Source organism: Streptomyces sp. NPDC104313, from assembly GCF_055583985.1.
Genome location: NZ_JBVJMW010000017.1, coordinates 67,157 through 86,132 on the forward strand (window position 1 = coordinate 67,157; position 18,976 = coordinate 86,132).

The 18,976-nt window shown below is 71.2% G+C and carries 17 protein-coding genes and 1 pseudogene; 10 read left to right on the forward strand and 8 right to left on the reverse strand.

What is annotated here, in order from left to right; translation table 11 throughout:
* Positions 1-5: 5 nt before the first annotated feature.
* Positions 6-917: an alpha/beta fold hydrolase gene (locus tag ACZ60Q_RS30565; RefSeq protein ID WP_469640806.1), complete on the reverse strand. Its 912-nt coding sequence runs from the start codon at positions 915-917 to the stop codon at positions 6-8.
* A 409-nt stretch (positions 918-1,326) separates the two neighbouring features.
* Between ACZ60Q_RS30565 and ACZ60Q_RS30570 the strand changes: the two are divergent.
* A pseudogene (locus ACZ60Q_RS30570) lies at positions 1,327-1,671 on the forward strand (S1 family peptidase); the annotation flags it as partial.
* Between the two features lie 18 nt (positions 1,672-1,689).
* Here ACZ60Q_RS30570 and ACZ60Q_RS30575 read toward each other — a convergent pair.
* Positions 1,690-2,742, reverse strand: coding sequence for a DUF3533 domain-containing protein (locus tag ACZ60Q_RS30575; protein ID WP_469640807.1), 1,053 nt, complete (start codon positions 2,740-2,742; stop codon positions 1,690-1,692).
* A 167-nt stretch (positions 2,743-2,909) separates the two neighbouring features.
* On the opposite strand from ACZ60Q_RS30575, the gene ACZ60Q_RS30580 reads away from it, so the two are divergent.
* The 3 genes from ACZ60Q_RS30580 (at position 2,910) to ACZ60Q_RS30590 (ending at position 6,186) form a co-directional block, all read left to right on the forward strand.
* Positions 2,910-3,263 (forward strand): winged helix-turn-helix transcriptional regulator, encoded by a 354-nt coding sequence (locus ACZ60Q_RS30580; protein ID WP_469640808.1) that lies wholly within the window; start codon positions 2,910-2,912, stop codon positions 3,261-3,263.
* Between the two features lie 283 nt (positions 3,264-3,546).
* A complete protein-coding gene (locus ACZ60Q_RS30585) occupies positions 3,547-5,070 on the forward strand; it encodes an MFS transporter (RefSeq protein ID WP_469640884.1) in 1,524 nt (507 codons plus the stop codon).
* 225 nt (positions 5,071-5,295) lie between these two features.
* Positions 5,296-6,186 carry an esterase/lipase family protein gene (locus tag ACZ60Q_RS30590; RefSeq protein ID WP_469640809.1) on the forward strand — a complete coding sequence of 297 codons (891 nt, stop codon included), beginning with the start codon at positions 5,296-5,298 and terminating at the stop codon, positions 6,184-6,186.
* 269 nt (positions 6,187-6,455) lie between these two features.
* Here the strand turns inward: ACZ60Q_RS30590 and htpG are convergent, their stop codons facing one another.
* From htpG to ACZ60Q_RS30605, 3 genes are all read right to left on the reverse strand, one after another.
* Positions 6,456-8,372, reverse strand: coding sequence for a molecular chaperone HtpG (gene htpG, locus ACZ60Q_RS30595; protein ID WP_469640810.1), 1,917 nt, complete (start codon positions 8,370-8,372; stop codon positions 6,456-6,458).
* A 127-nt stretch (positions 8,373-8,499) separates the two neighbouring features.
* On the reverse strand, positions 8,500-9,150 hold the full coding sequence (locus ACZ60Q_RS30600; RefSeq protein ID WP_469640811.1) for a type III effector protein: 651 nt from the start codon (positions 9,148-9,150) through the stop codon (positions 8,500-8,502).
* Between the two features lie 314 nt (positions 9,151-9,464).
* Positions 9,465-10,118, reverse strand: a complete 654-nt coding sequence (locus ACZ60Q_RS30605; RefSeq protein ID WP_469640885.1) for a response regulator — start codon at positions 10,116-10,118, stop codon at positions 9,465-9,467.
* A gap of 148 nt (positions 10,119-10,266) precedes the next feature.
* Here ACZ60Q_RS30605 and ACZ60Q_RS30610 point away from each other — a divergent pair, with 148 nt between their 5' ends.
* The 4 genes from ACZ60Q_RS30610 to ACZ60Q_RS30625 are packed head-to-tail and all read left to right on the forward strand — an operon-like array spanning position 10,267 to position 14,847.
* Positions 10,267-11,250 carry a Bug family tripartite tricarboxylate transporter substrate binding protein gene (locus tag ACZ60Q_RS30610; protein WP_469640812.1) on the forward strand — a complete coding sequence of 328 codons (984 nt, stop codon included), beginning with the start codon at positions 10,267-10,269 and terminating at the stop codon, positions 11,248-11,250.
* A complete protein-coding gene (locus ACZ60Q_RS30615; protein WP_469640813.1) occupies positions 11,247-11,807 on the forward strand; it encodes a tripartite tricarboxylate transporter TctB family protein in 561 nt (186 codons plus the stop codon). The genes ACZ60Q_RS30610 and ACZ60Q_RS30615 overlap by 4 nt, the downstream gene beginning before the upstream one ends.
* A gap of 3 nt (positions 11,808-11,810) precedes the next feature.
* Positions 11,811-13,340: a tripartite tricarboxylate transporter permease gene (locus ACZ60Q_RS30620; RefSeq protein ID WP_469640814.1), complete on the forward strand. Its 1,530-nt coding sequence runs from the start codon at positions 11,811-11,813 to the stop codon at positions 13,338-13,340.
* A gap of 13 nt (positions 13,341-13,353) precedes the next feature.
* The gene (locus ACZ60Q_RS30625; RefSeq protein WP_469640815.1) at positions 13,354-14,847 is read left to right on the forward strand and encodes a methyltransferase domain-containing protein; all 1,494 of its coding nucleotides are present in this window, start codon (positions 13,354-13,356) and stop codon (positions 14,845-14,847) included.
* Between the two features lie 43 nt (positions 14,848-14,890).
* On the opposite strand, the gene ACZ60Q_RS30630 is transcribed toward ACZ60Q_RS30625, so the two are convergent.
* Together ACZ60Q_RS30630 and ACZ60Q_RS30635 are read right to left on the reverse strand one after the other, a co-directional pair.
* Entirely contained in the window at positions 14,891-15,403 is a 513-nt protein-coding gene (locus ACZ60Q_RS30630; protein WP_469640816.1) for a ribonuclease FAU-1 family protein, read from the reverse strand.
* Positions 15,384-16,304, reverse strand: coding sequence for a GNAT family N-acetyltransferase (locus ACZ60Q_RS30635; protein WP_469640817.1), 921 nt, complete (start codon positions 16,302-16,304; stop codon positions 15,384-15,386). The genes ACZ60Q_RS30630 and ACZ60Q_RS30635 overlap by 20 nt, the downstream gene beginning before the upstream one ends.
* 70 nt (positions 16,305-16,374) lie before the next feature.
* Between ACZ60Q_RS30635 and ACZ60Q_RS30640 the strand changes: the two genes are divergently transcribed.
* On the forward strand, positions 16,375-16,749 hold the full coding sequence (locus tag ACZ60Q_RS30640; RefSeq protein ID WP_469640818.1) for a GntR family transcriptional regulator: 375 nt from the start codon (positions 16,375-16,377) through the stop codon (positions 16,747-16,749).
* 22 nt (positions 16,750-16,771) lie between these two features.
* Here ACZ60Q_RS30640 and ACZ60Q_RS30645 read toward each other — a convergent pair whose 3' ends face one another.
* Positions 16,772-17,866 (reverse strand): DUF5925 domain-containing protein, encoded by a 1,095-nt coding sequence (locus ACZ60Q_RS30645; RefSeq protein ID WP_469640819.1) that lies wholly within the window; start codon positions 17,864-17,866, stop codon positions 16,772-16,774.
* Between the two features lie 235 nt (positions 17,867-18,101).
* On the opposite strand from ACZ60Q_RS30645, the gene ACZ60Q_RS30650 reads away from it, so the two are divergent.
* On the forward strand, positions 18,102-18,905 hold the full coding sequence (locus ACZ60Q_RS30650; protein ID WP_469640820.1) for an SGNH/GDSL hydrolase family protein: 804 nt from the start codon (positions 18,102-18,104) through the stop codon (positions 18,903-18,905).
* Positions 18,906-18,976 lie beyond the last annotated feature (71 nt).

An 18,976-nucleotide genomic window follows, 5' to 3' on the forward strand; every position in this document is an offset into this window, starting at 1 on the left:
AGGGCTCACCCTCCCGGTGCGGCGGCCGACCGGATCCCGTCCGGGTGCTCCCGCTCGTCCAGCAGCCAGTCGAGGATGCGGGGGAGCATCGGGAACGCGTCGAAGTGCGCCGCCGCCGGTTCGAGTACGGCGGTGGCGCCCGGGATCTGCCCGGCCAGCCAACGGGAGTGCCCGACCGGGGCGAAAACGTCCTTCACCCCGTGCCAGAGGAGCACCTTTCCGGTGATCCGGGCAGGATCGAACCCCCAGGGGCTGCAGAACGCGATGGCGTCGTCGATCCAGCCGTAGGCCGAATTGCGCAGCCCCTCGCTGAAGTTGCGCAGCAGCATGGACCGGATGCCCGCGTCGTTGACCACCAGTCGGTCGGAGTCGGTCAGCTCCCGGCGCAGATCGTCCAGGAGCCGGGCCGGGTCCCGCCGGATCTGTGCCGAGCGGACGGTGAAGGACTCCGCCAGGCTGTCGGGGTCGTCGGCCGCCGTGGAGTACGCGAGCACATTGGACGCGGTCATCCCGTCGAACCAGTCGAGACCGGCCGCGTCCCGGGGCGCGAGGCTGACCAGCGCCGCGGTCCGGGTGATCCGTTCCGGCATCAGCGCCGCGCAGGCCAGGGCGTGCGGGGCCCCGCCGGAGCGGCCCACCACGGCGAATCGTTCCAGTCCCAACGAGTCGGCGATGGCCCGGACGTCCTCGACGACGTCCTTGATCCGGCGGCCCTCGTGCCGGTCGCTGCCGCCGTATCCCGGGCGGTCGTAGGTGATCAGCTGCGTATGGCGCTGGTACAGCACCATGCCGCGGGGAGCGGGTCCGAGCCTGCTGCCCGGAGTGCCGTGGAGGAGGAAGACCGGTCTTCCCCGTGGGTCTCCCATCCGCTCCACCACCAGATGCCGCCCGTCCGCCGCGAGCACCCGATTGCGCACCCGTTCCTCCTCCGCTCGGTCACCCGGCCGGCCCGGACACGGTGTGCCCGGCGTGTGCTGCCCTTTCGATGATGACCCATCAGAGGCGTTACCGGGACTGTTGGGCGACAGGAACTGTGAAGGTACTGGGAGGTCCCCGGCGGGCGATTTCCGTCGGCATCCGGACGGGTGGGCACACCATCCGGACCGGCACCGGCGAATACCGGACAGGCCTCGTCCTCACCCGGGGGCCGTCCATGGTTGCACCGAGTGTTCGCGATCGGAACCGACATGGTGGGACCCGGGGTAGGTGAACGCCCCGCGTGCGAAGCGTCGCTGTCGTGTGCACGTCTGGAAGTCGACCTTGTGTGCGTTTCGCCGTCTCGGAACAGTGGGCGCCCCATCCTCCGTGTACGGGCACCCCACTTGGCCGTACTTCCTGACGGCCGGCCACCGCACCGAGTCGGTCACCGGCTGGTCGGACACCCAGGGCGGCTCGGAGATCGGGGCGAACGAGGGCTCCAGCTTCCCGGAGAACGACTACGGCCTGGTCAAGTACACCTCGGACACCGCGCACCCGAGCGAGGTGAACCTCTACGGCGGCTCGACCCGGGCGATCACCCGGGCGGGCGACGCGACGGTCGGCCAGGCGGTCACCCGCAGCGGCTCCACCACCCAGGTGCACGACGGTGAGGTCACCGCGTTGGACGCCACGGCCAACTACGGCAACGGCGACATCGTCAACGGCCTCATCCGGACGACGGTCTGCGCCGAGCTGGCGTGGGCGTGGGCGTCAGGCGACCGTCGACCCGCCCGCCGCGCGTGCCGTCCCCGTACCGTTGTCGCCGTCCGGCCCCGGCCGGTGCCGCATCGACAGCAGCAGGGTCAGCGCGGTGCCGACGACTGCCCAGGCCGAGAGCACCAGCAGTGGCCCGGTGACCGCGTTGCCCCGGAAGTAGGCGATCGAGCGGGCCACCCAGGTGCCAGCGCCCGGAGGGAGGGCCGGGCCGATCGCCCGCCAGAAGTCCGGGAGCATCGGCAGCGGGAAGGCGCCGCCCGCGCTCGGGTTGCCCGCGATGACGACGATGAGGACGGCCAGGCCGATGCCGACGATACCGGTGAGTGCCTGGAGTGCGAGCGTGGTCATGCCGACCGCGAAGACGACCAGGGCGCCCAGGCCGGCCAGCCCCCAGAAGCTGCCCGGCAGCGCGCCGAGGACCGGACCGATAATGATCGCGCCGCCGATGCCGCCCACGATCGAGTAGAGGGCCATGGTTCCGGTCCGGATCACCGCGCGCTGCCGGTTGGCGGGCTTGGCGCCGGAGCTGATCGCCAGGATCGAGGCGCAGAGATAGCCGCCCACGCACCAGCCGATGACCAGGTAGAAGGACGAGAGACCGTTGAAGTCCTCGCCGGAGGACGGGGCGACGTCCACGGTCCGCACGCTTCGCTGCCGGGTGGCGTCGGCCTCGGTGAGGATCCCCTCCAGGGAGGCGGCCAGAGCCGTTCCGCCGCCGGAGGCGACCAGCAGCGTGTCGGTGCGGCCTTCCGGCGAGACGATCAGGGCGCCGTCGATGTCGCGGTTCATGATCTGTCTCCGGGCCTCGGCGGCGCTGCTCACCGTACGGGGGTCGAGCGGTCCGCCGGGGAGCCCGTCCAGCCGGTCGACGAGCTGCTGGGACAGCTGCTGCGGGGCCACCACCCCGAAGGCGACATCCGTCGGCTTGGGCTTGTGCAGCGCTCCGACGTAGGAGGCGATGAACAGCAGTTGCAGTCCGAGCACACCGATGACGAGCAGGGCGGCCCGTGGGGTGACGGCGTTCTTCACCTCGTCGACGAAAGTCATGCCCCCACGGTCCGGGCGGGACGGCGTCCGCGCAGGCGGGACGGGGCCGAACGGCGCAGCGCCGGGGGGCGGGCGGGCTCTGAGCTTTCCTTTCGTAAGGTCATGTTCTGTAGTAAGTTCCAGATGTGGACGTAAGCTCTGAGGTCAAGGATGAGAAAGTCGGCGCGATGAGTGACGCCTTTACGGCGGACTGCCCGGCCCGCACCGTGCTGAATCACGTCAGCAGCCGCTGGGGCGTGCTGATTCTGGCCTCGTTGCAGGAGGGGCCGATGCGCTTCTACGTGCTGCGGGACAGGATCGGCGGCATCAGCGAGAAGATGCTGTCCCAGAATCTGCGGGTGTTCGTGCGGGACGGACTGATCGCCCGTGAGGTCGAAGCCACGGTGCCGCCCCAGGTGACCTACTCGCTCACCCCTCTGGGGCGGGAGCTGGCGGTCACGCTGGGCGGCCTGGTCGAGTGGATCACGCATCGGATCGGAGACATCGTCGCCGCGCGTGAGCGCCACGACGAGGTGAAGTGAACCCGCTGCCCGTCGGCGCCCCGTTCCCTGGAGGTGGAGCGGGGCGCCTTCTCGTGCCGAGCGGCGCCTCGGATCGGTTCCCCGGGTCGGCGGTCCGGCCTGCGCACTGTCGGCCCGGTCGGGGGCTGACCGGGAAGTAAGCCCTTACCTATCGAAAGCTTAATACCTAGGGTAAGCCCGACGGGTCGAGTGACCCGGAAGGGAGAATCCGGTGGACACGGAAACCGCGCCGCGCGCCGGGGTGCGCGAGTGGATCGGGCTGGCGGCGCTGGCGCTGCCCGCGATGCTCGTGATCATGGACATGAGCGTGCTTCATCTGGCGCTGCCGACCCTGAGCCGGGATCTGGAGCCTTCCGGGGCGCAACTGCTCTGGATCACCGATGTCTACGGGTTCGTCATCGCGGGCGCGATGATCACCATGGGAACGCTCGGTGACCGCGTCGGCCGCCGTCGGATGCTGCTGATCGGGGCCGTTGCCTTCGGCCTCGCCTCGGTGCTCGCCGCCTACGCGCCCACCGCGGAGACGCTGATCGCGGCCCGCGCCCTCCTCGGCCTCGCCGGCGCGGTACTGGGCCCCTCGACGCTGTCACTGATCAGCGCCATGTTCCACGACGCCGGGCAGCGAGGCTTCGCCATCACGGTGTGGATGACGAGCTTCATGCTGGGCGGCGCGGTCGGCCCCCTGGTCGGAGGTGTGTTGCTGGAGGTGTTCTGGTGGGGCTCGGTCTTCCTCGTGGCCGTGCCCGTCATGGTGTTCCTGCTGGTGGCGGGCCCGCTGGTACTTCCGGAGGTCCGTGACCCGGATGCCGGCCGGCTCGACCTGACCAGCGCCGCGATGTCGCTGGCCGCCATCCTGCTGGTCGTCTTCGGAGTGAAGGGGGTCGCCGAGGAGGGCGTCGCCCCGCTGCCGCTGCTGTCCCTGGTGCTCGGCCTCGTGGTCGGCGCCCTCTTCGTCGTACGGCAGCGCCGGCTCACCGACCCACTGCTCGACATGAGGCTCTTCGCGAACCGCGGCTTCAGCGTCTCCCTCGGAACGCTGACTCTGACCGTGGTGTTCATGCTGGGCGGTCAGTTCCTCATCTCCCAGTACCTCCAGATGGTGCTGGGAATGGAGCCGCTGGAGTCGGCGGTGTGGAGCCTGCCGATGGTCGTCAGCGGAACGCTCGCGATGTTCGTCGCTCAGGGCGTCGCGGCCCGGGTGGGCAAGGGATACGTCGTCGGCGCGTCCCTCTCGATCGCCGCTGTCGGCTTCACTGTGCTCGCCCAGGTGGACAGCGGCTCCGGGATCGGAACCGTCGTCACGGCGGCTTCGCTGCTGTTCGCCGGTCTGATGCCGGTCTCGTCCCTCGGGATCGGGATGATCGTCGACGCCGCGCCGCCCGAGCGGGCGGGCTCGGCGGCCGCGGTGGGGGAGACGACCCAGGAACTGGGCGGCGCCCTCGGTATCGCGGTCCTCGGCAGCGTGCTGAACGTCGCGTACCGCGGCGGGATGACGGGCTCGGTGCCGGACGGCGTACCCGTCTCCGACCGTGAAACGGTCACCGACAACCTGCCGGCGGCCCTCGAAGCCGCCGGCCGGCTGCCCGCGGAGACGGGAGCCCAACTCGGTTCCGCGGCAAGGGAATCGTTCACCCAGGGCCTCGCCTGGATCGCGACGGGAGCCGTACCGGTCATGCTCGCACTGGCCGTGACGGCCACGTTGCTGCTCCGGAAGGTGGGGCGCGCCGACGGGGGCGCGGACCGGGAGGCGGGCGAAGCGGGGGCGGTCGTCAAGTCGACATCCAAGGCGGAGGCGTCGGCTCCCTGACCTGACTGCCCATCACCGGCCGGCCGCGCGTCACCCACCGAGGGAGGCGGGGGCCGGCCGCGTTGGCGGCACGGGGCGGTGCTCCCGCCCGCCAGTTTTTACCGACGCGTAACTTCCCTCGCCACCTTACTCGTGCGTAATTTGGCATGAGCACATAAAGCTTGTGGTCCGGGCCACAGGGCGCACCGCCATCGCACCTCCCTTGAGCCGCAAGGAGACCACACGATGCTGCCCTGGATCCGTGCTGCGCGCGTTCCCCGCACGCGCAGTCTGCTCGCCGCCCTGCTCCTCGCCCTCACCGTTCTCGTTGCCCCCGGGGCGACCGCGACCGCGGCGACCCCGGCCGCCGAGGCCACGTCGCGTGGCTGGAACGACTATTCCTGCAAGCCCTCCGCCGCCCATCCCCGCCCCGTCGTCCTGGTCCACGGAACCTTCGGGAACTCGGTCGACAACTGGCTGGTCCTCGCCCCCTACCTGGTCAACCGGGGCTACTGCGTCTTCTCCCTCGACTACGGCCGGCTCCCCGGCGTGCCGTTCTTCCACGGCCTCGGACCCATCGACAAGTCCGCCGAGCAGCTCGACGTGTTCGTCGAGGAGGTCCTCGACGCCACCGGAGCCCCGAAGGCCGACCTCGTCGGCCACTCCCAGGGCGGCATGATGCCGAACTACTACCTGAAGTTCCTCGGCGGCGCCGACAAGGTCAACGCCCTCGTCGGAATCGCCCCGGACAACCACGGGACCACGCTGCTCGGTCTCACCAAGCTGCTGCCGTTCTTCCCCGGCGTCGAGAAGTTCATCAGCGACAACACCCCCGGACTCGCCGACCAGATCGCGGGATCGCCCTTCATCACCAAGCTCACGGCGGGCGGCGACACCGTCCCCGGCGTTCGCTACACCGTCATCGCGACCGAGTACGACCAGGTCGTGACCCCGTACCGCACGCAGTACCTGGACGGGCCGAACGTACGCAATGTGCTGCTCCAGGACCTGTGCCCGCTCGACCTGTCCGAACACGTGGCGATCGGGACCGTCGACCGCATCGCCTTCCACGAGGTGGCCAACGCCCTCGACCCGGCACGCGCCACCCCGACCACCTGTTCCTCGGTCATCGGCTGACCCGCCGCGCAACGACGGGCCGGGGTCCGCCGTCCGATGGGGCGGACGGCGGACCCCGGCCCGTCACGTCCTGCCGCGCCCGACGTCCCGGAGGGACGCGGCAGGGGTATGAGAGGGGTGCCGCGGCGGTCGGCGGCTGTGGCGGCCCGCCGCGTCGGCGATGTTCACCCCGTTCCAGTCGTACAGCGCCTGGGTCCCACCCACCGCGACCGCCGCCCGGCACGCCGCCGACGCGGGCGGCTTCATCGGTGCCGGGCGGCACCTTGTGGCTACAGGGTGCTGGCCAGGCGGTCGGCGAGCAGCCGGGTGTAGCGGGCCGGGTCGGGCAGGTCGCCTCCTTCGGCGAGCAGTGCGCTGCCGTAGATCAGCTCGGCGACCTCCGTGAGTGCGGGGGCATCGGCGTCCGCACTGTGCGCCGTGCGCAGGGCGGTGATCAGCGGGTGTGAGGGGTTGAGCTCCAGGATCCTCTTGACGGTGGGCATCTGCTGGCCCATCGCCCGGTACATCTTCTCCAGGGTCGGCGTCACGTCGTGGGCGTCGCCGACGATGCAGGCCGCCGAGGTGGTCAGGCGTGATGACAGGCGGACCTGCTTGACCTGTTCGGACAGGGCTGTGGTCAGCCAGGGCAGCAGGTCGGCGAAGTCCTCCTCGCGCTGGGCCCTGGCCGCGTCGGTTTCCTTCTCGCCTTCGGTGGTCTCGCCGAGATCGACCTGGCCCTTGGCGATGGACTGCAGGGAGTGGCCGTCGAAGGCCGGGACCCGGTCGACCCACACCTCGTCTACGGGGTCGGTGAGGATCAGGACCTCGTAGCCGTTCGCCGCGACGGCTTCCATGTGCGGGGAGTTCTCCACCATCGCCCGGCTCTCGCCGGTCAGGTAGTAGATGGTGTCCTGGCCGTCCTTCATGCGCTCGACGTACTCGCGCAGCGTGGTGGCTCGGTCGGGGTCGTGGGTGGAGGCCACCGACACCAGCTGGAGCAGGGCCTCGGTGTTGTCCGCGTCCTCGACCAGGCCTTCCTTCAGGGCCCGGCCGAACTGCTCCCACACCTTCGCGTAGCGCTCGGCGTCCTTGGACTGCATGTCCTTGAGGGCGCCGAGGACCTTCTTGACCAGGCGTCGGCGCACGCCGTGAATCTGACGGTCGTGCTGGAGGATCTCGCGCGAGACGTTCAGCGACAGGTCGTGGGCGTCCACGACACCCTTGACGAAGCGCAGGTAGTTGGGCATGAGCGCTTCGCAGTCGTCCATGATGAACACCCGCTTGACGTACAGCTGCACGCCGGGCTTGGTCTCGCGGGAGAACAGGTCGAAGGGGGCCTGCGAGGGGATGAACAGCAGAGCCTCGTACTCGAAGGTGCCTTCGGCGCGCATATGGACCGTCTCGGCCGGGGGCAGCCAGTCGTGGCTGATCTGCTGGTAGAACTCCTTGTACTCGTCCTCGGTCACCTCGGTGCGGGGCCGGGCCCACAGCGCCTTCATCGAGTTGAGCGTGTCGGTCTCGCGGGTGGTCGCGCCATCAGTGGCGGTGCGCTCGGTGGCCATGCGGATGGGCCAGCGGATGAAGTCCGAGTACTGCTTGACGATCTGACGGATCTTCGACCCGGACAGGTAGTCGCCGCGTCCGTCCTCGCTGTCGGCGGGCTTCAGGTGCAGGGTGACCGAGGTGCCCACGGGCGGGCCGTCGACGGCCTGGATGGCGTAGGTGCCCTCGCCGTCGGACTCCCACCGGGTGCCGGTCTCCGTGCCGGCCCGCCGGGTGAGCAGAGTGACCTTGTCGGCGACCATGAAGGCCGAGTAGAAGCCGACGCCGAACTGCCCGATCAGATTCTCGGCGGTGGCGGCGTCCTTGGACTCCTTGATCCTCTCCAGCAGGCCGGCGGTGCCGGACTTGGCGATCGTGCCGATCAGCTCCACCAGCTCGTCGCGGGTCATACCGATCCCGTTGTCGCGGACGGTCAAGGTGCGGGCTTCCGGGTCGACCTCCAGGGAGATATGCAGGTCAGCCGATTCGACCTCAAGGCTGGAGTCGGTCAGCGACTCCAGCCGCAGCTTGTCCAGGGCGTCGGAGGCGTTGGAGATCAGCTCACGAAGGAAGATGTCCTTGTTCGAGTAGATCGAGTGAATCACCAGCCGGAGCAACTGGCGGGTCTCCGCCTGGAATTCCAGCGTCTCGACATTGCTGCCCATGGGATCTCTCTCTGTGGGAACGTCATGAATGGACTCGGAGCGGGGCCGGGACAGGGTGGTGCCCGTCACCGGCGTGGATCGGGGTGGGCCGGGCCACACCTGGCTGGTGTGCCTCCGAGCGGGGGAGTCAGTCATTGTCGGCGGTGTGGTCGTGCGCCGGGGCGCCGAGGGCGTCCAGGGATTCGACGAGGCCGGTGTGGCGGGCATCGAGGTAGGGGCGGATGCCGCCCAGCGGGGCGATGAGCTCGGCGGCGTCAGAGGCGCCGAGAGCGGCGTGCAGGGCGGCCTGGGCTGAGCGCGCACCGGGCGTGAGGTGGGCGAGCGCGGTGATCTGCCCGGCGAGGCGGCGCAGATCGGCGGCGTTGGCGCGGGCCCAGTCGGCGTTGGCGCGGTCGGCGGCTCTCGCCCGGCGGGTGTCCGCCACGCGCTGCTCGCCGGTGGTTCCGGCGGCGCCGGGGCGACCGCGCAGGTAGCGGCGCTCGGCGGCCTGGCGGCTGGCGACACCGAGAGGGCGGGCGAGAGCGGCCCAGCTGGCGCCCGCGCCACGGGCGGTTTCGATCAGGCCGGTCTCCCAGCCGGCGAGATGCTCGCGCACCTGCCGTAGCAGCAACAGGGAGGCCAGCACCTGATCGGGGCCGGGGCCCACGGCGTCGGGGGTCTCGCGCTGCGCGACGCGCAGCGCGTCGTCCATGGCGGCAAGGGCCGCTGCGGCGGCGATGAAGGACGCCGGGCCGTGGGTGCCGACACCGGCCGTGGACGGCTGGTCTGCCGCGTTCATGTGCGCCTCCCCGTCCTGTCAGCCGTTCGATGACATCGGGATTGTCGTCCACCGGGCGACACGTTGCAACGGGGTCAGCGCGGCGCATGGGCGGCGACAGCCCTGTCCGCTGGAGACGTCGCACTGGACGCCTGGGCACCTTGCCCCCGTGAGCGACGCCGTCGAGCAGGGCGCCAGAGGCAGCCGGCACCTGTCCCCGAGGCGCCGGCCGGCCTCTGGGCGCGGTGTTCGGGCCGCCTTCCTCAGTGACGTGAGGTGGGCGCGGACCACCACCTGCGCCGAGCAGCGGTGCGCGGACGCCGTCCCCTGCCTTCTCACCCCGTCCAGCGGTAGCGGCGCTCCGGCCGGCCCGTGCCCCCGTAGCGCAGGGTCACCGCGGCCCGGCCCGTTCCGGCGAAGTACTCGAGGTAGCGGCGCGCGCTCACCCGGGACAGCGCTCCCACCTCGGCGCACTCCGACGCGGACAGGCCTTCGGGGTGGTCGCGCAGGGTGCGTTCCACCAGGTCGGCCGTGGGGGCGGCCAGGCCCTTCGGCAGCTCGCGCGAGCCGGGCGGGCGGGTGCCGAAGATCTGGTCGACGTCTTCCTGGCGGGCCTCTCCCAGCTTGTCCAGGCGGGTGCGGAGCGAGGCGACATGGCGCATCTGCTCCTGGAGCGCGGACGGGCTGAACGGCTTGATCAGATAGTGCAGGGCCCCCGCCCGCAGCGCCGCCCGGATCACCCCCGCGTCCCGGGCCGCTGTGATGAACAGGGCGTCCGCGCTGGGGCGCGAGGCGTCCCGCTCCTCCGCCGCACGCAAGGCACGCAACACCTCGATACCGTCCATATCGGGCAGATAGATGTCCAACAGTACGAGATCGGGGCGCAGCCGCTCGGCCGCCCGCAAGGCGTCGGCACCGTTGTGCGCCACCCCGACGACCGTGAAGCCGTCCATAGCGGACACATAGCGGCTGTGCAGTTTCGCGACCATGAAGTCGTCGTCCACCACCAGCACAGTTGTCACGCCGCCACGCTAAGCGGCGACCGCAATGACCACAACGTCCGTTGATACCGGAAGAGAGACAGCTTCTTAACGCACAGGCAACATGTGGGCCACTTCACAGTGAAAGGCGGAACCTGTGCGACTGCGCACTCTCCTCGCCCTTTTCGGGGCCGCGTTGCTGGTGGTGGTGGGGCCACCCCTGCTGTCCACCGGTGACGGTTCCGAGACCGGCACCCAGATTCCCGGGCTCCGCTTCATGGTCCCCAACACTCCCGGCGGCGGGTACGACATCACCGCGCGCACCCTGGCCAAGAACGCCGAGGACGCCGGGCTCACCCACAACATCGAGGTGTTCAACCTGCCGGGCGCCGGCGGAACGGTCGGTCTGACCCGGCTCGTCGGCGAACGCGGCAACGGCAAGCTCGCGCTCTCCATGGGGCTCGGCGTCGTCGGAGCCGTCCACACCAACAAGTCCCCGAGCACGCTGGCAGACACCACCCCGATCGGCCGGCTCACCGAGGAGCCGGGCATCGTCGTCGTCTCCAAGGACTCCCCGTACCGGACCATCGCCGACCTGCTCGCCGCCTGGAAGAAGGACCCGGCCCGCGTCCCGGTCGGCGGCGGTTCCTCGCCGGGCGGCCCGGACCACCTCGCCCCGATGCTCATGGCACAGGCGGCCGGCATCGCCCCGAAGACGGTCAACTACGTCCCGTTCGACGGCGGCGGCGAACTCCTCGCCTCCATCCTCGGCAACAAGGTCGGCTTCGGGGTCTCCGGCCTCGGCGAGTACCGCGACCAGATCGAGGCGGGCGAGCTGCGACTGCTCGCCGTGACCGGTCCGAAGCGGGTGCCGGGCCTCGACGCCCCCACCCTGCGCGAAGCCGGACTCGACACCGAGTTCACCAACTGGCGCGGCATCGTCGCCCCACCCGGCCTCTCGCCGGCCGAACGCGACAAGCTCACCGGCCTGCTCCGCGAACTCCACGGCACGAAGCAGTGGAAGGAGTCGATGAAGAAGAACGGCTGGGACGACGCCCTCCTCATCGGCGAACCCTTCGGCGACTTCCTCGACGAGCAGAACCAGCGTGTCGCCACCGTTCTCAAGGAGCTGGGGCTGTGACCACCGAACCCACCGACTCCGCGGGGCAGCCGAGCGCCGAAGCCGTACACGAGGAGGGCACCGTCCTCGCCTGGCTGCGTGAACGCTCCGAACTCGGCGTCTGTGTCCTGCTGTTCGCGCTCGGGCTGCTCGTTCTCACCGACGCCTTCACCATGAGCGTCGACATCGCCCAGCGCGGCCCCGTCGGCCCCCGGACGGTCCCCTTCGTCATCGGCGGACTGTTCCTCCTCATCTCCGTCCTGCTCGCCGGCGACGTCCTGCGCGGCGGACGCGGCGAGGCGGAGGGTGGCGAGGACGTCGACCTCGACGAACCGGCCGACTGGCGTACCGTCCTCCTGCTCACCGGGGTCTTCCTCGGCGCCGCCGTCCTGATCGGCCCCCTGGGCTTCCCGATCGCCGGGGCGCTGCTCTTCTGGGGCTCCGCCTACGCGCTCGGCAGCCGGCACCACGGCCGGGACCCGCTCATCGCGGCCGGCATCTCCCTCGCCACCTATTTCGTCTTCGACAACCTGCTCGGTGTCCCCCTTCCGGGCGGCCCGCTGATGGGGGTGCTCTGACCGATGGATTCACTCAACTCCCTCATCGACGGCTTCGGTACCGCGCTCACCCCGATGAACCTGATGTGGGCCGCGATAGGCGTCCTGCTCGGTACCGCGATCGGCGTGCTCCCCGGCATCGGCCCGGCGATGGCCGTGGCGCTGCTGCTCCCGGTGACGTACGGACTCGACCCGACCGGCGCGTTCATCATGTTCGCCGGGATCTACTACGGAGCGATGTTCGGCGGCTCCACCACCTCGATCCTCCTCAACACCCCAGGGGAGAGCGCGGCCGTGGTCGCCGCCATCGAGGGCAACCCGATGGCGAAGGGCGGACGCGGCGCCCAAGCGCTCGCCGCCGCCGCCATCGGGCACTTCGCGGGCGGCATGATCGGCACGATCCTGCTGGTCGTCCTCGCCCCGACCGTCGCGTCGCTCGCCATCGGCATCGGAGCGCCCGACTACTTCGCCATCATGGTGCTGGCCTTCATCGCCGTCACCTCCGTCCTCGGCGCCTCCCGCATCCGCGGCATCGCCTCGCTCCTCATCGGCCTCACCATCGGGCTGGTCGGCCTCGACCAGATGACCGGTCAGCAGCGCCTGACCTTCGGCTCGCTCCAACTGGCCGACGGTGTCGACGTCGTCATCGTCGCGGTCGGACTCTTCGCGATCGGCGAAGCGCTCTGGGTCGCGGCCCACCTGCGCCGCTCCACCGGGAAGCCGATCCCCGTCGGCAGGCCGTGGCTCGGGCGCGCCGATCTGAAGCGCACCTGGAAGCCCTGGCTGCGCGGTCCCGTCATCGGTTTCCCCTTCGGGGCGATCCCGGCGGGCGGCGCGGAGATCCCCACCTTCCTCAGTTACGTCACCGAGAAGCGGCTCTCCAAGCACCGCGACCAGTTCGGCAAGGGGGCCATCGAAGGCGTCGCCGGGCCCGAGGCCGCGGCCTCCGCCTCCGCCGCCGGAACCCTCGTCTCGATGCTTACCCTCGGGCTGCCCACCACCGCCGTCGCCGCCGTGATGCTGGCCGCCTTCCAGCAGTACGGCATCCAGCCGGGCCCCCTTCTGTTCGAACGCGAACCGGAGCTGGTCTGGGGTCTCATCGCCTCGCTCTTCGTCGGGATGGTGCTGCTGCTGGCCCTCAACCTGCCGCTCGCGCCCGTCTGGGCGAAGCTCCTGCGGATCCCGCGCCCGTATCTGTACGCGGGCATCCTCTTCTTCGCCGCCGTCGGCGCGTACGCGGTCGGCGGCGAGTCCCTCGACCTGGTGATCCTCCTGATCATCGGGCTGCTCGGGTTCGGGATGCGGCGCTACGGGCTGCCGGTGCTGCCCGCCGTCATCGGGGTGATCCTCGGCCCGGCCGCCGAACAGCAGCTGCGCCGCGCGCTCCAGATCAGCGACGGGAGCGTGTCCGGCCTGGTCAACACCCCGTTCTCCGTCACGGTCTACGCGATCGTGGTGCTGATCGTGGCCTGGCCGCTGATCAGCCGGCTGATCCGCAGGCTGCGCGGTGGCCGGAAGTCGGCAGAGGAGTCCCGCACTGTCAGTGGCGGCTGAGAACATCGGCACCATGACCACGATCGACTGGGACGCGGCTGCCGGATCCTTCGACGAGGAGCCCGACCACGGGCTCCTCGACCCCGCGGTGCGCGACGCCTGGGCCGGGCGGCTGGAGAGCTGGCTGCCCGGCACCCGCGGCGATGTGCTGGACCTGGGGTGCGGCACCGGCAGTCTCTCCCTGCTCGCCGCGGGTCAGGGCCACCGCGTCACCGCCGTCGACCGCTCGCCCCGGATGGCCGACCGGGCCCGTGCCAAGCTCGCGGGGACCGGCGCGGAGGTCCTCGTCGGGGACGCCGCCCGGCCCCCGGTCGGGGAGCGGGCGTTCGACGTCGTGGTGGCCCGGCACGTCGTCTGGCTGCTGCCCGACCCGGCGGCGGCCCTGAAGCACTGGTTCGGACTGCTCAAGCCGGGCGGTCGGATCATTCTGATCGAAGGGGTGTGGGGCGGCGCGGGCCTGTCCGCCACCGCCCTCACCGCCCTGCTCTCCGCGCACACCGAGCGCATCCACCACGAGGACCTGGCCCCCGACTCCCGGCTGTGGGGCAAGGAGGTCGACGACGAGCGCTACGCGCTCATCGCCCGCGCGATGCCGCCGCACCGGCACACCGAGGTCGTCGACGTCCATCTGATCCTGCGCCGCGGCCCGGACGTCCTGCTGGCCCGCCGTGCCAACACGGGATATGCGGACGGGCTGTTCCATATGCCCTCCGGCCACGCCGAGGACGGCGAGGACGTCCGCGAGGCGATGATCCGGGAGGCAGCCGAGGAGATCGGCCTCCAGCTGGATCCCGACGAGCTGCGGGTGGCCCTCGTGATGCAGCACCGGGGCCCCGGCGGCGGGGCGCGCATGGGCTGGTTCTTCGTCGCGGAGTACGACCCGACCCGCCCGCCGCGCAACGCGGAGCCGGAGAAGTGCTCCGAGCTGGACTGGTTCCCGCTGGCCGCCCTGCCGGACGAGATGGTCGCGTACTGCCGTGCGGGCCTGGACGGATACCGCGCGGGCGAGCACTTCATGATCCACTGGCACCGGGACGGGGAGCCGATCGCGTATGTTCCCGGGGGTGTCGGCCGCGCCGTCCCGCTGCCCGCCGCCGGGGAGACCACCGGGCGGGTGCACCACATCGAGCTGTGGGTGGCGGATCTGGCGGCGGCGGAGCGCGGTTGGGGATGGCTGCTGGGCCGGCTCGGCCATGTGCCGTACCAGCACTGGGCCCACGGCCGCAGCTGGCGTCGCGGTGACACGTACGTCGTGCTGGAGCAGTCGCCCGACCTGGCCGTCGGAGGCCACGACCGCCGCCGCCCCGGGCTCAACCACCTGGCGTTCCACATCGCGGACCGGGCCGCCCTCGACGCCCTGGTCGCCGAGGCCCCTGCGCACGGCTGGCGGCTGCTGTTCCCCGACCGCCATCCGTACGCGGGCGGCGAGGGGCATCACGCCGCCTATCTGGAGGACCCGGCGGGGTACGAGGTGGAGCTCGTCGCCGACTCCCGGCCCCGCCCCTGAACCGCCCGGAGGTTGGTACGGGCCCCCGTGCCCGACGGGGCGTTCAGCCGAGCAGGGCGGTCAGCCCGTCCGCGCGGGCCAGGCGTTCCAGCTCGTCCAGGGCGCTGACCGCCGCCCCGGCAGCCGCCGGATCGCGCCCGGCCAGACCGCTCTCCTCGAACTCGTCCTCGTCCAGCCGCAGGACCGTCGAACCGTCGGCCGAGACCCACAGATCAAGGTCCAGGTCCTCGACCGCCAGTACCCCGTCCGCGAGCACCGCGGGCCGGGTGATGTCGCAGTACCAGCCCTTGAGCCCGCCGTCGCCGGTGCGGACCTCCTTCACCGCGAACCACCGGTTTCGCCAGTAGTGCTCGGTGAGGACGTCGCCCGGCTCGAACCGGACGAAGCCGAAGTCCCGCATCCCGGGCGCGGCCCACGGCGCCCGGACGGTGACGCGGACACCGTCGTCCCGGAGCAGCTCCGCCGGATACCTGATCTTGGTGCGGCCCGCCTTGGACAGGGCGACGACGAGGCCCTTCGTACGGCCCGCGCGGGGCTCAGGAGAGGGTACGGACATGGCGGACCTCCGTCACGCTGACCGTGTAGCCGAACCACTGGTTGACGGCCAGCATCGGGCCGTTGCCGGTGTCGTTGGAGGTGTAGGCGTCCGTGTATCCGGCGGCCCGCGCCCGGTGCAGCGAGTCGTTCTTCGCGAGCTTCGCCAGGCCCCGCCCCCGGAACTCCCGCAGAGTGCCGGTCATGGCGCTCAGATAGGTCCGCAGGCCGTCGGTGGTGGCCGCGCTGAACGCCGCCACCTTGCCGTCGACCAGCACCACCGAGGTGAGTGCCTGGTCGAAGGTCGGGTGGAGCCAGACGCTCGTCAGCCAGTTCTCGTAGTCGTCCATCTGCGCGTCGATGTCGCCCGGCTCGTCCGCCGTCACCTCGGCGTCCGCCTCGAACAGCGGCCGGGGATCGTCGGCGAAGTCGGACCCGGGCCGCAGCTCGACGCCGGCCGGGAGCTCCCGACGCGGCGGCAGGGCCCCGCCCGCGAGGTCGAGGCGCTGGAAGTGCGCGGAGCGCCTGGGCCGGTAGCCCCGTTTGCGGGCGAACTCCAGGCTTTCCGGGTTGTCCAGGGCCCACGCCCACAGGACCGTGGCCCCGGCCTCGGCCAGGTGCTCTTCCGCCGTGCGCAGCAGCAGCGAGCCCGCACCGCGATGCGTGCGGCCGGGAAGCGTCTGCGGCGTGAAGAATCCCTGCCCGGGCTCCGGGCTGTCATGGGCGATGCCCGCCTGCGCCGTGGCGATGATCTCGCCGTCCTCCTCGGCGACCAGCAGCCGGTAGTGCCGGTCCGGATGGGCGTGGGCCAGGTCGTGGACGACCTGTTCGGGGGTGGCGACCATCCAGGGGACCGAGGCCCGGCGGGCCTCGGTCCACGCTTGGGCGTCGGACGGCCGGAAATCGCGCACGATCACAGTCATGCGGTGGACCGTATGCGCAGCCGCACCCCGATCGCCTCCCCTTTTACCGCCGGTGGGGGAGAATCGGCCCGTGACTGACAAGATCGTCCTCGACCCGGACTCCGGCATCGCGCCGTACGAGCAACTGCGCACCCGGCTCTCCGAGCTGGCCCGTTCCGGCGCGCTGCCCGTCGGCCACCGGCTCCCGACGGTACGCGGCTTCGCCGAGGAGCTGGGCCTGGCCGCCAACACCGTCGCCAAGGCCTACCGGGCCCTGGAGGCGGACGGGGTGATCGAGACCCGGGGACGCAACGGGACCTTCGTCGCGGCGGCCGGGGGAGCGGCAGAACAGCGGGCCGCGACCGCCGCGCGGTTGTACGCCGAGACCGCCGAGCGGCTCGGCCTCACCCGGCAGCAGGCCCTGTCGCTGGCCAAGGACGCGGTGCGCGCCGCGTACGGGGACTGACCTCTCGCACGTAACACCCCGGTCAGAGGTACAGCCCCGCGTCCGACCCCGCGTCCTGCTTCGGCACCGACGCGGGGCCGATGCCGCGGCGCAGCGCGTACAGCTCGGCGAGGGAGTTGCCCTCCCGGCTCACCTCTTCGTCCGTGCCCAGCCAGGCCGCCGACTCCTGACGGGTCAGCGGGCCGACCTCGATCCTGGCCAGACAGCGGCCGGGGCGTACGACCGCCGGGTGCAGCCGCTCCAGGTCCTCATTGGTGGTGACCCCCACCAGCACGTTGCGGCCCTGCCCCAGCAGACCGTCCGTCAGGTTCAGCAGCCGGGACAGGGCCTGGCCCGCGGTGTGCTTGGCCTCGCCGCGGATCAGCTCGTCGCAGTCCTCCAGGAGCAGCAGCCGCCACCGCCCCTTCGCCGTGCCGTCGTCCTCGCCGATCGCGATGTCCATCAGATAGCCGACGTCGTTGAAGAGCCGCTCGGGGTCCAGCACGCAGTCGACCTGGCACCAGTCGCGCCAGGAACGGGCCAGGGTGCGCAGCGCGGACGTCTTGCCGGTGCCGGGAGGGCCGTGCAGCAGGAGCAGCCGGCCCGCGATGTCGTCCGGCGTCACCTTCATCAGCCGGCCCATCGCGTCGGCCACCGGCGCGGTGTAGTTGGGTCGGACCTCGTCCCAGCTTCCGGCGGTGATCCGGCGGGTGGTGCGGTACGGGCCGCGGCGCGGGGAGACGTACCAGAAGCCCATGGTCACGTTGTCGGGCTGGGGCTCCGGCTCGTCCTGCGCGCCGTCCGTGGCCTGGCCGAGGATCTTCTCCGCCAGCTCCTCGCTGGTCGCGGTGACGGTGACGTCCGCGCCCCGGTTCCACCGGGATGCCAGCAGGGTCCAGCCCTCGCCCTCCGCGAGCGTCGCGCTGCGGTCGTCGTCGCGGGCGGTCCGCAGCACCGTGGCGTCCGGCGGCAGCAGTGTCGCCCCGGACTTGACCCGGTCGAGGGAGGAACTGTGCGAGTACGGCTGCTCGCCCGTCGCGAAGCGACCGAGGAAGAGCGCGTCGACGACGTCGGACGGTGAATCGCTGTCGTCGATGGTGAGTCGGATCGGCAGAGCGGATTCGGGGGAGTCGGACATGGCGCCCATGATCCGGCACGGGGTGCCCCCGTGCACCCGGGTTTCGCAGGCTCGCGTGCCGGGCCGGTGGCGCGCCCGGCGACCGACGGGGCGACAGCGGGGCGTCAAGGGGCGCCCGTTGAACGACCGGGGGCGGGCGGAAGCACAACGCCCCTATTTTTGACATGAACACTTCCGGTTCGGTGTGGGTGCTGCTACTACGGAGTAGGCAGCTATCCCTGCTCAAGGAGGTCCCATGAAAATGTCCGGACTCGTGGCGTTCTCGTCCTCTCTCCTGCTCGGCGCCGCCCTCGCCCTCACCGGTGCCGGGGTCGCGAACGCCGACTCGTCCGCCGCGGCCGTCGACTACGCCGCCCTCGGTGACTCGTACTCCTCGGGTGTCGGAGCCGGCAGCTACGACGGTTCCAGCTGCAAGCGCAGCAGCCGTGCCCACCCCGCCCTCTGGGCGGCCGCCAACTCCCCCTCCTCGTTCGACTTCGCCGCCTGTTCGGGCGCCCGGACCGCAGACGTCACGGGCGGTCAACTCGGAAAGCTGAACGCCTCGACCGACCTCGTCTCCATCTCCGTCGGCGGCAACGACGCCGGCTTCGCCGACGTCATGACGACCTGTGTCCTGCAGTCCGAGGCCACCTGTCTCAGCCGGATCGCCACCGCCCGCTCCTTCGTCGACTCCACCCTGCCCGGCCGGCTCGACTCCGTGTACACGGCCATCCGCACCAAGGCCCCCTCCGCGCGGGTCGTCGTCCTCGGCTACCCCCGCTTCTACCAGCTCGGCGGCGGCTGCGTCGCCGGCCTGAGCGAGAAGGAGCGCTCCGCCATCAACGGGGCGTCCGACCACCTCAACACGGCCACCGCCAAGCGGGCGGCGGACCACGGCTTCACCTTCGGCGACGTCAGGAAGACCTTCGCCGGGCACGAGATCTGCTCGGGCAACGCCTGGCTGCACAGCGTGAACTGGCTCAACATCGGTGAGTCCTACCACCCCACCGCCGCCGGACAGTCGGGCGGCTATCTTCCCGTCCTCGACTCCGCTCTCTGACGGCGGACCGGCGCTTTCGAACGGAGCGTTCCACCCCCCCCTGGACCGTCCCCCACGCGCTATGCGCGGGG

Bases quoted from the DNA above. Each gene is read 5' to 3' on its own strand.
- ACZ60Q_RS30575 (WP_469640807.1), bottom strand. From the start codon at position 2,742: ATGACTTTCGTCGACGAGGTGAAGAACGCCGTCACCCCACGGGCCGCC.
- ACZ60Q_RS30580 (WP_469640808.1), top strand. From the start codon at position 2,910: ATGAGTGACGCCTTTACGGCGGACTGCCCGGCCCGCACCGTGCTGAAT.
- ACZ60Q_RS30585 (WP_469640884.1), top strand. From the start codon at position 3,547: ATGCTCGTGATCATGGACATGAGCGTGCTTCATCTGGCGCTGCCGACC.
- ACZ60Q_RS30590 (WP_469640809.1), top strand. From the start codon at position 5,296: ATGCTGCCCTGGATCCGTGCTGCGCGCGTTCCCCGCACGCGCAGTCTG.
- htpG (WP_469640810.1), bottom strand. From the start codon at position 8,372: ATGGGCAGCAATGTCGAGACGCTGGAATTCCAGGCGGAGACCCGCCAG.
- ACZ60Q_RS30600 (WP_469640811.1), bottom strand. From the start codon at position 9,150: ATGAACGCGGCAGACCAGCCGTCCACGGCCGGTGTCGGCACCCACGGC.
- ACZ60Q_RS30605 (WP_469640885.1), bottom strand. From the start codon at position 10,118: ATGGTCGCGAAACTGCACAGCCGCTATGTGTCCGCTATGGACGGCTTC.
- ACZ60Q_RS30620 (WP_469640814.1), top strand. From the start codon at position 11,811: ATGGATTCACTCAACTCCCTCATCGACGGCTTCGGTACCGCGCTCACC.
- ACZ60Q_RS30625 (WP_469640815.1), top strand. From the start codon at position 13,354: ATGACCACGATCGACTGGGACGCGGCTGCCGGATCCTTCGACGAGGAG.
- ACZ60Q_RS30630 (WP_469640816.1), bottom strand. From the start codon at position 15,403: ATGTCCGTACCCTCTCCTGAGCCCCGCGCGGGCCGTACGAAGGGCCTC.
- ACZ60Q_RS30635 (WP_469640817.1), bottom strand. From the start codon at position 16,304: ATGACTGTGATCGTGCGCGATTTCCGGCCGTCCGACGCCCAAGCGTGG.
- ACZ60Q_RS30645 (WP_469640819.1), bottom strand. From the start codon at position 17,866: ATGTCCGACTCCCCCGAATCCGCTCTGCCGATCCGACTCACCATCGAC.
- ACZ60Q_RS30650 (WP_469640820.1), top strand. From the start codon at position 18,102: ATGAAAATGTCCGGACTCGTGGCGTTCTCGTCCTCTCTCCTGCTCGGC.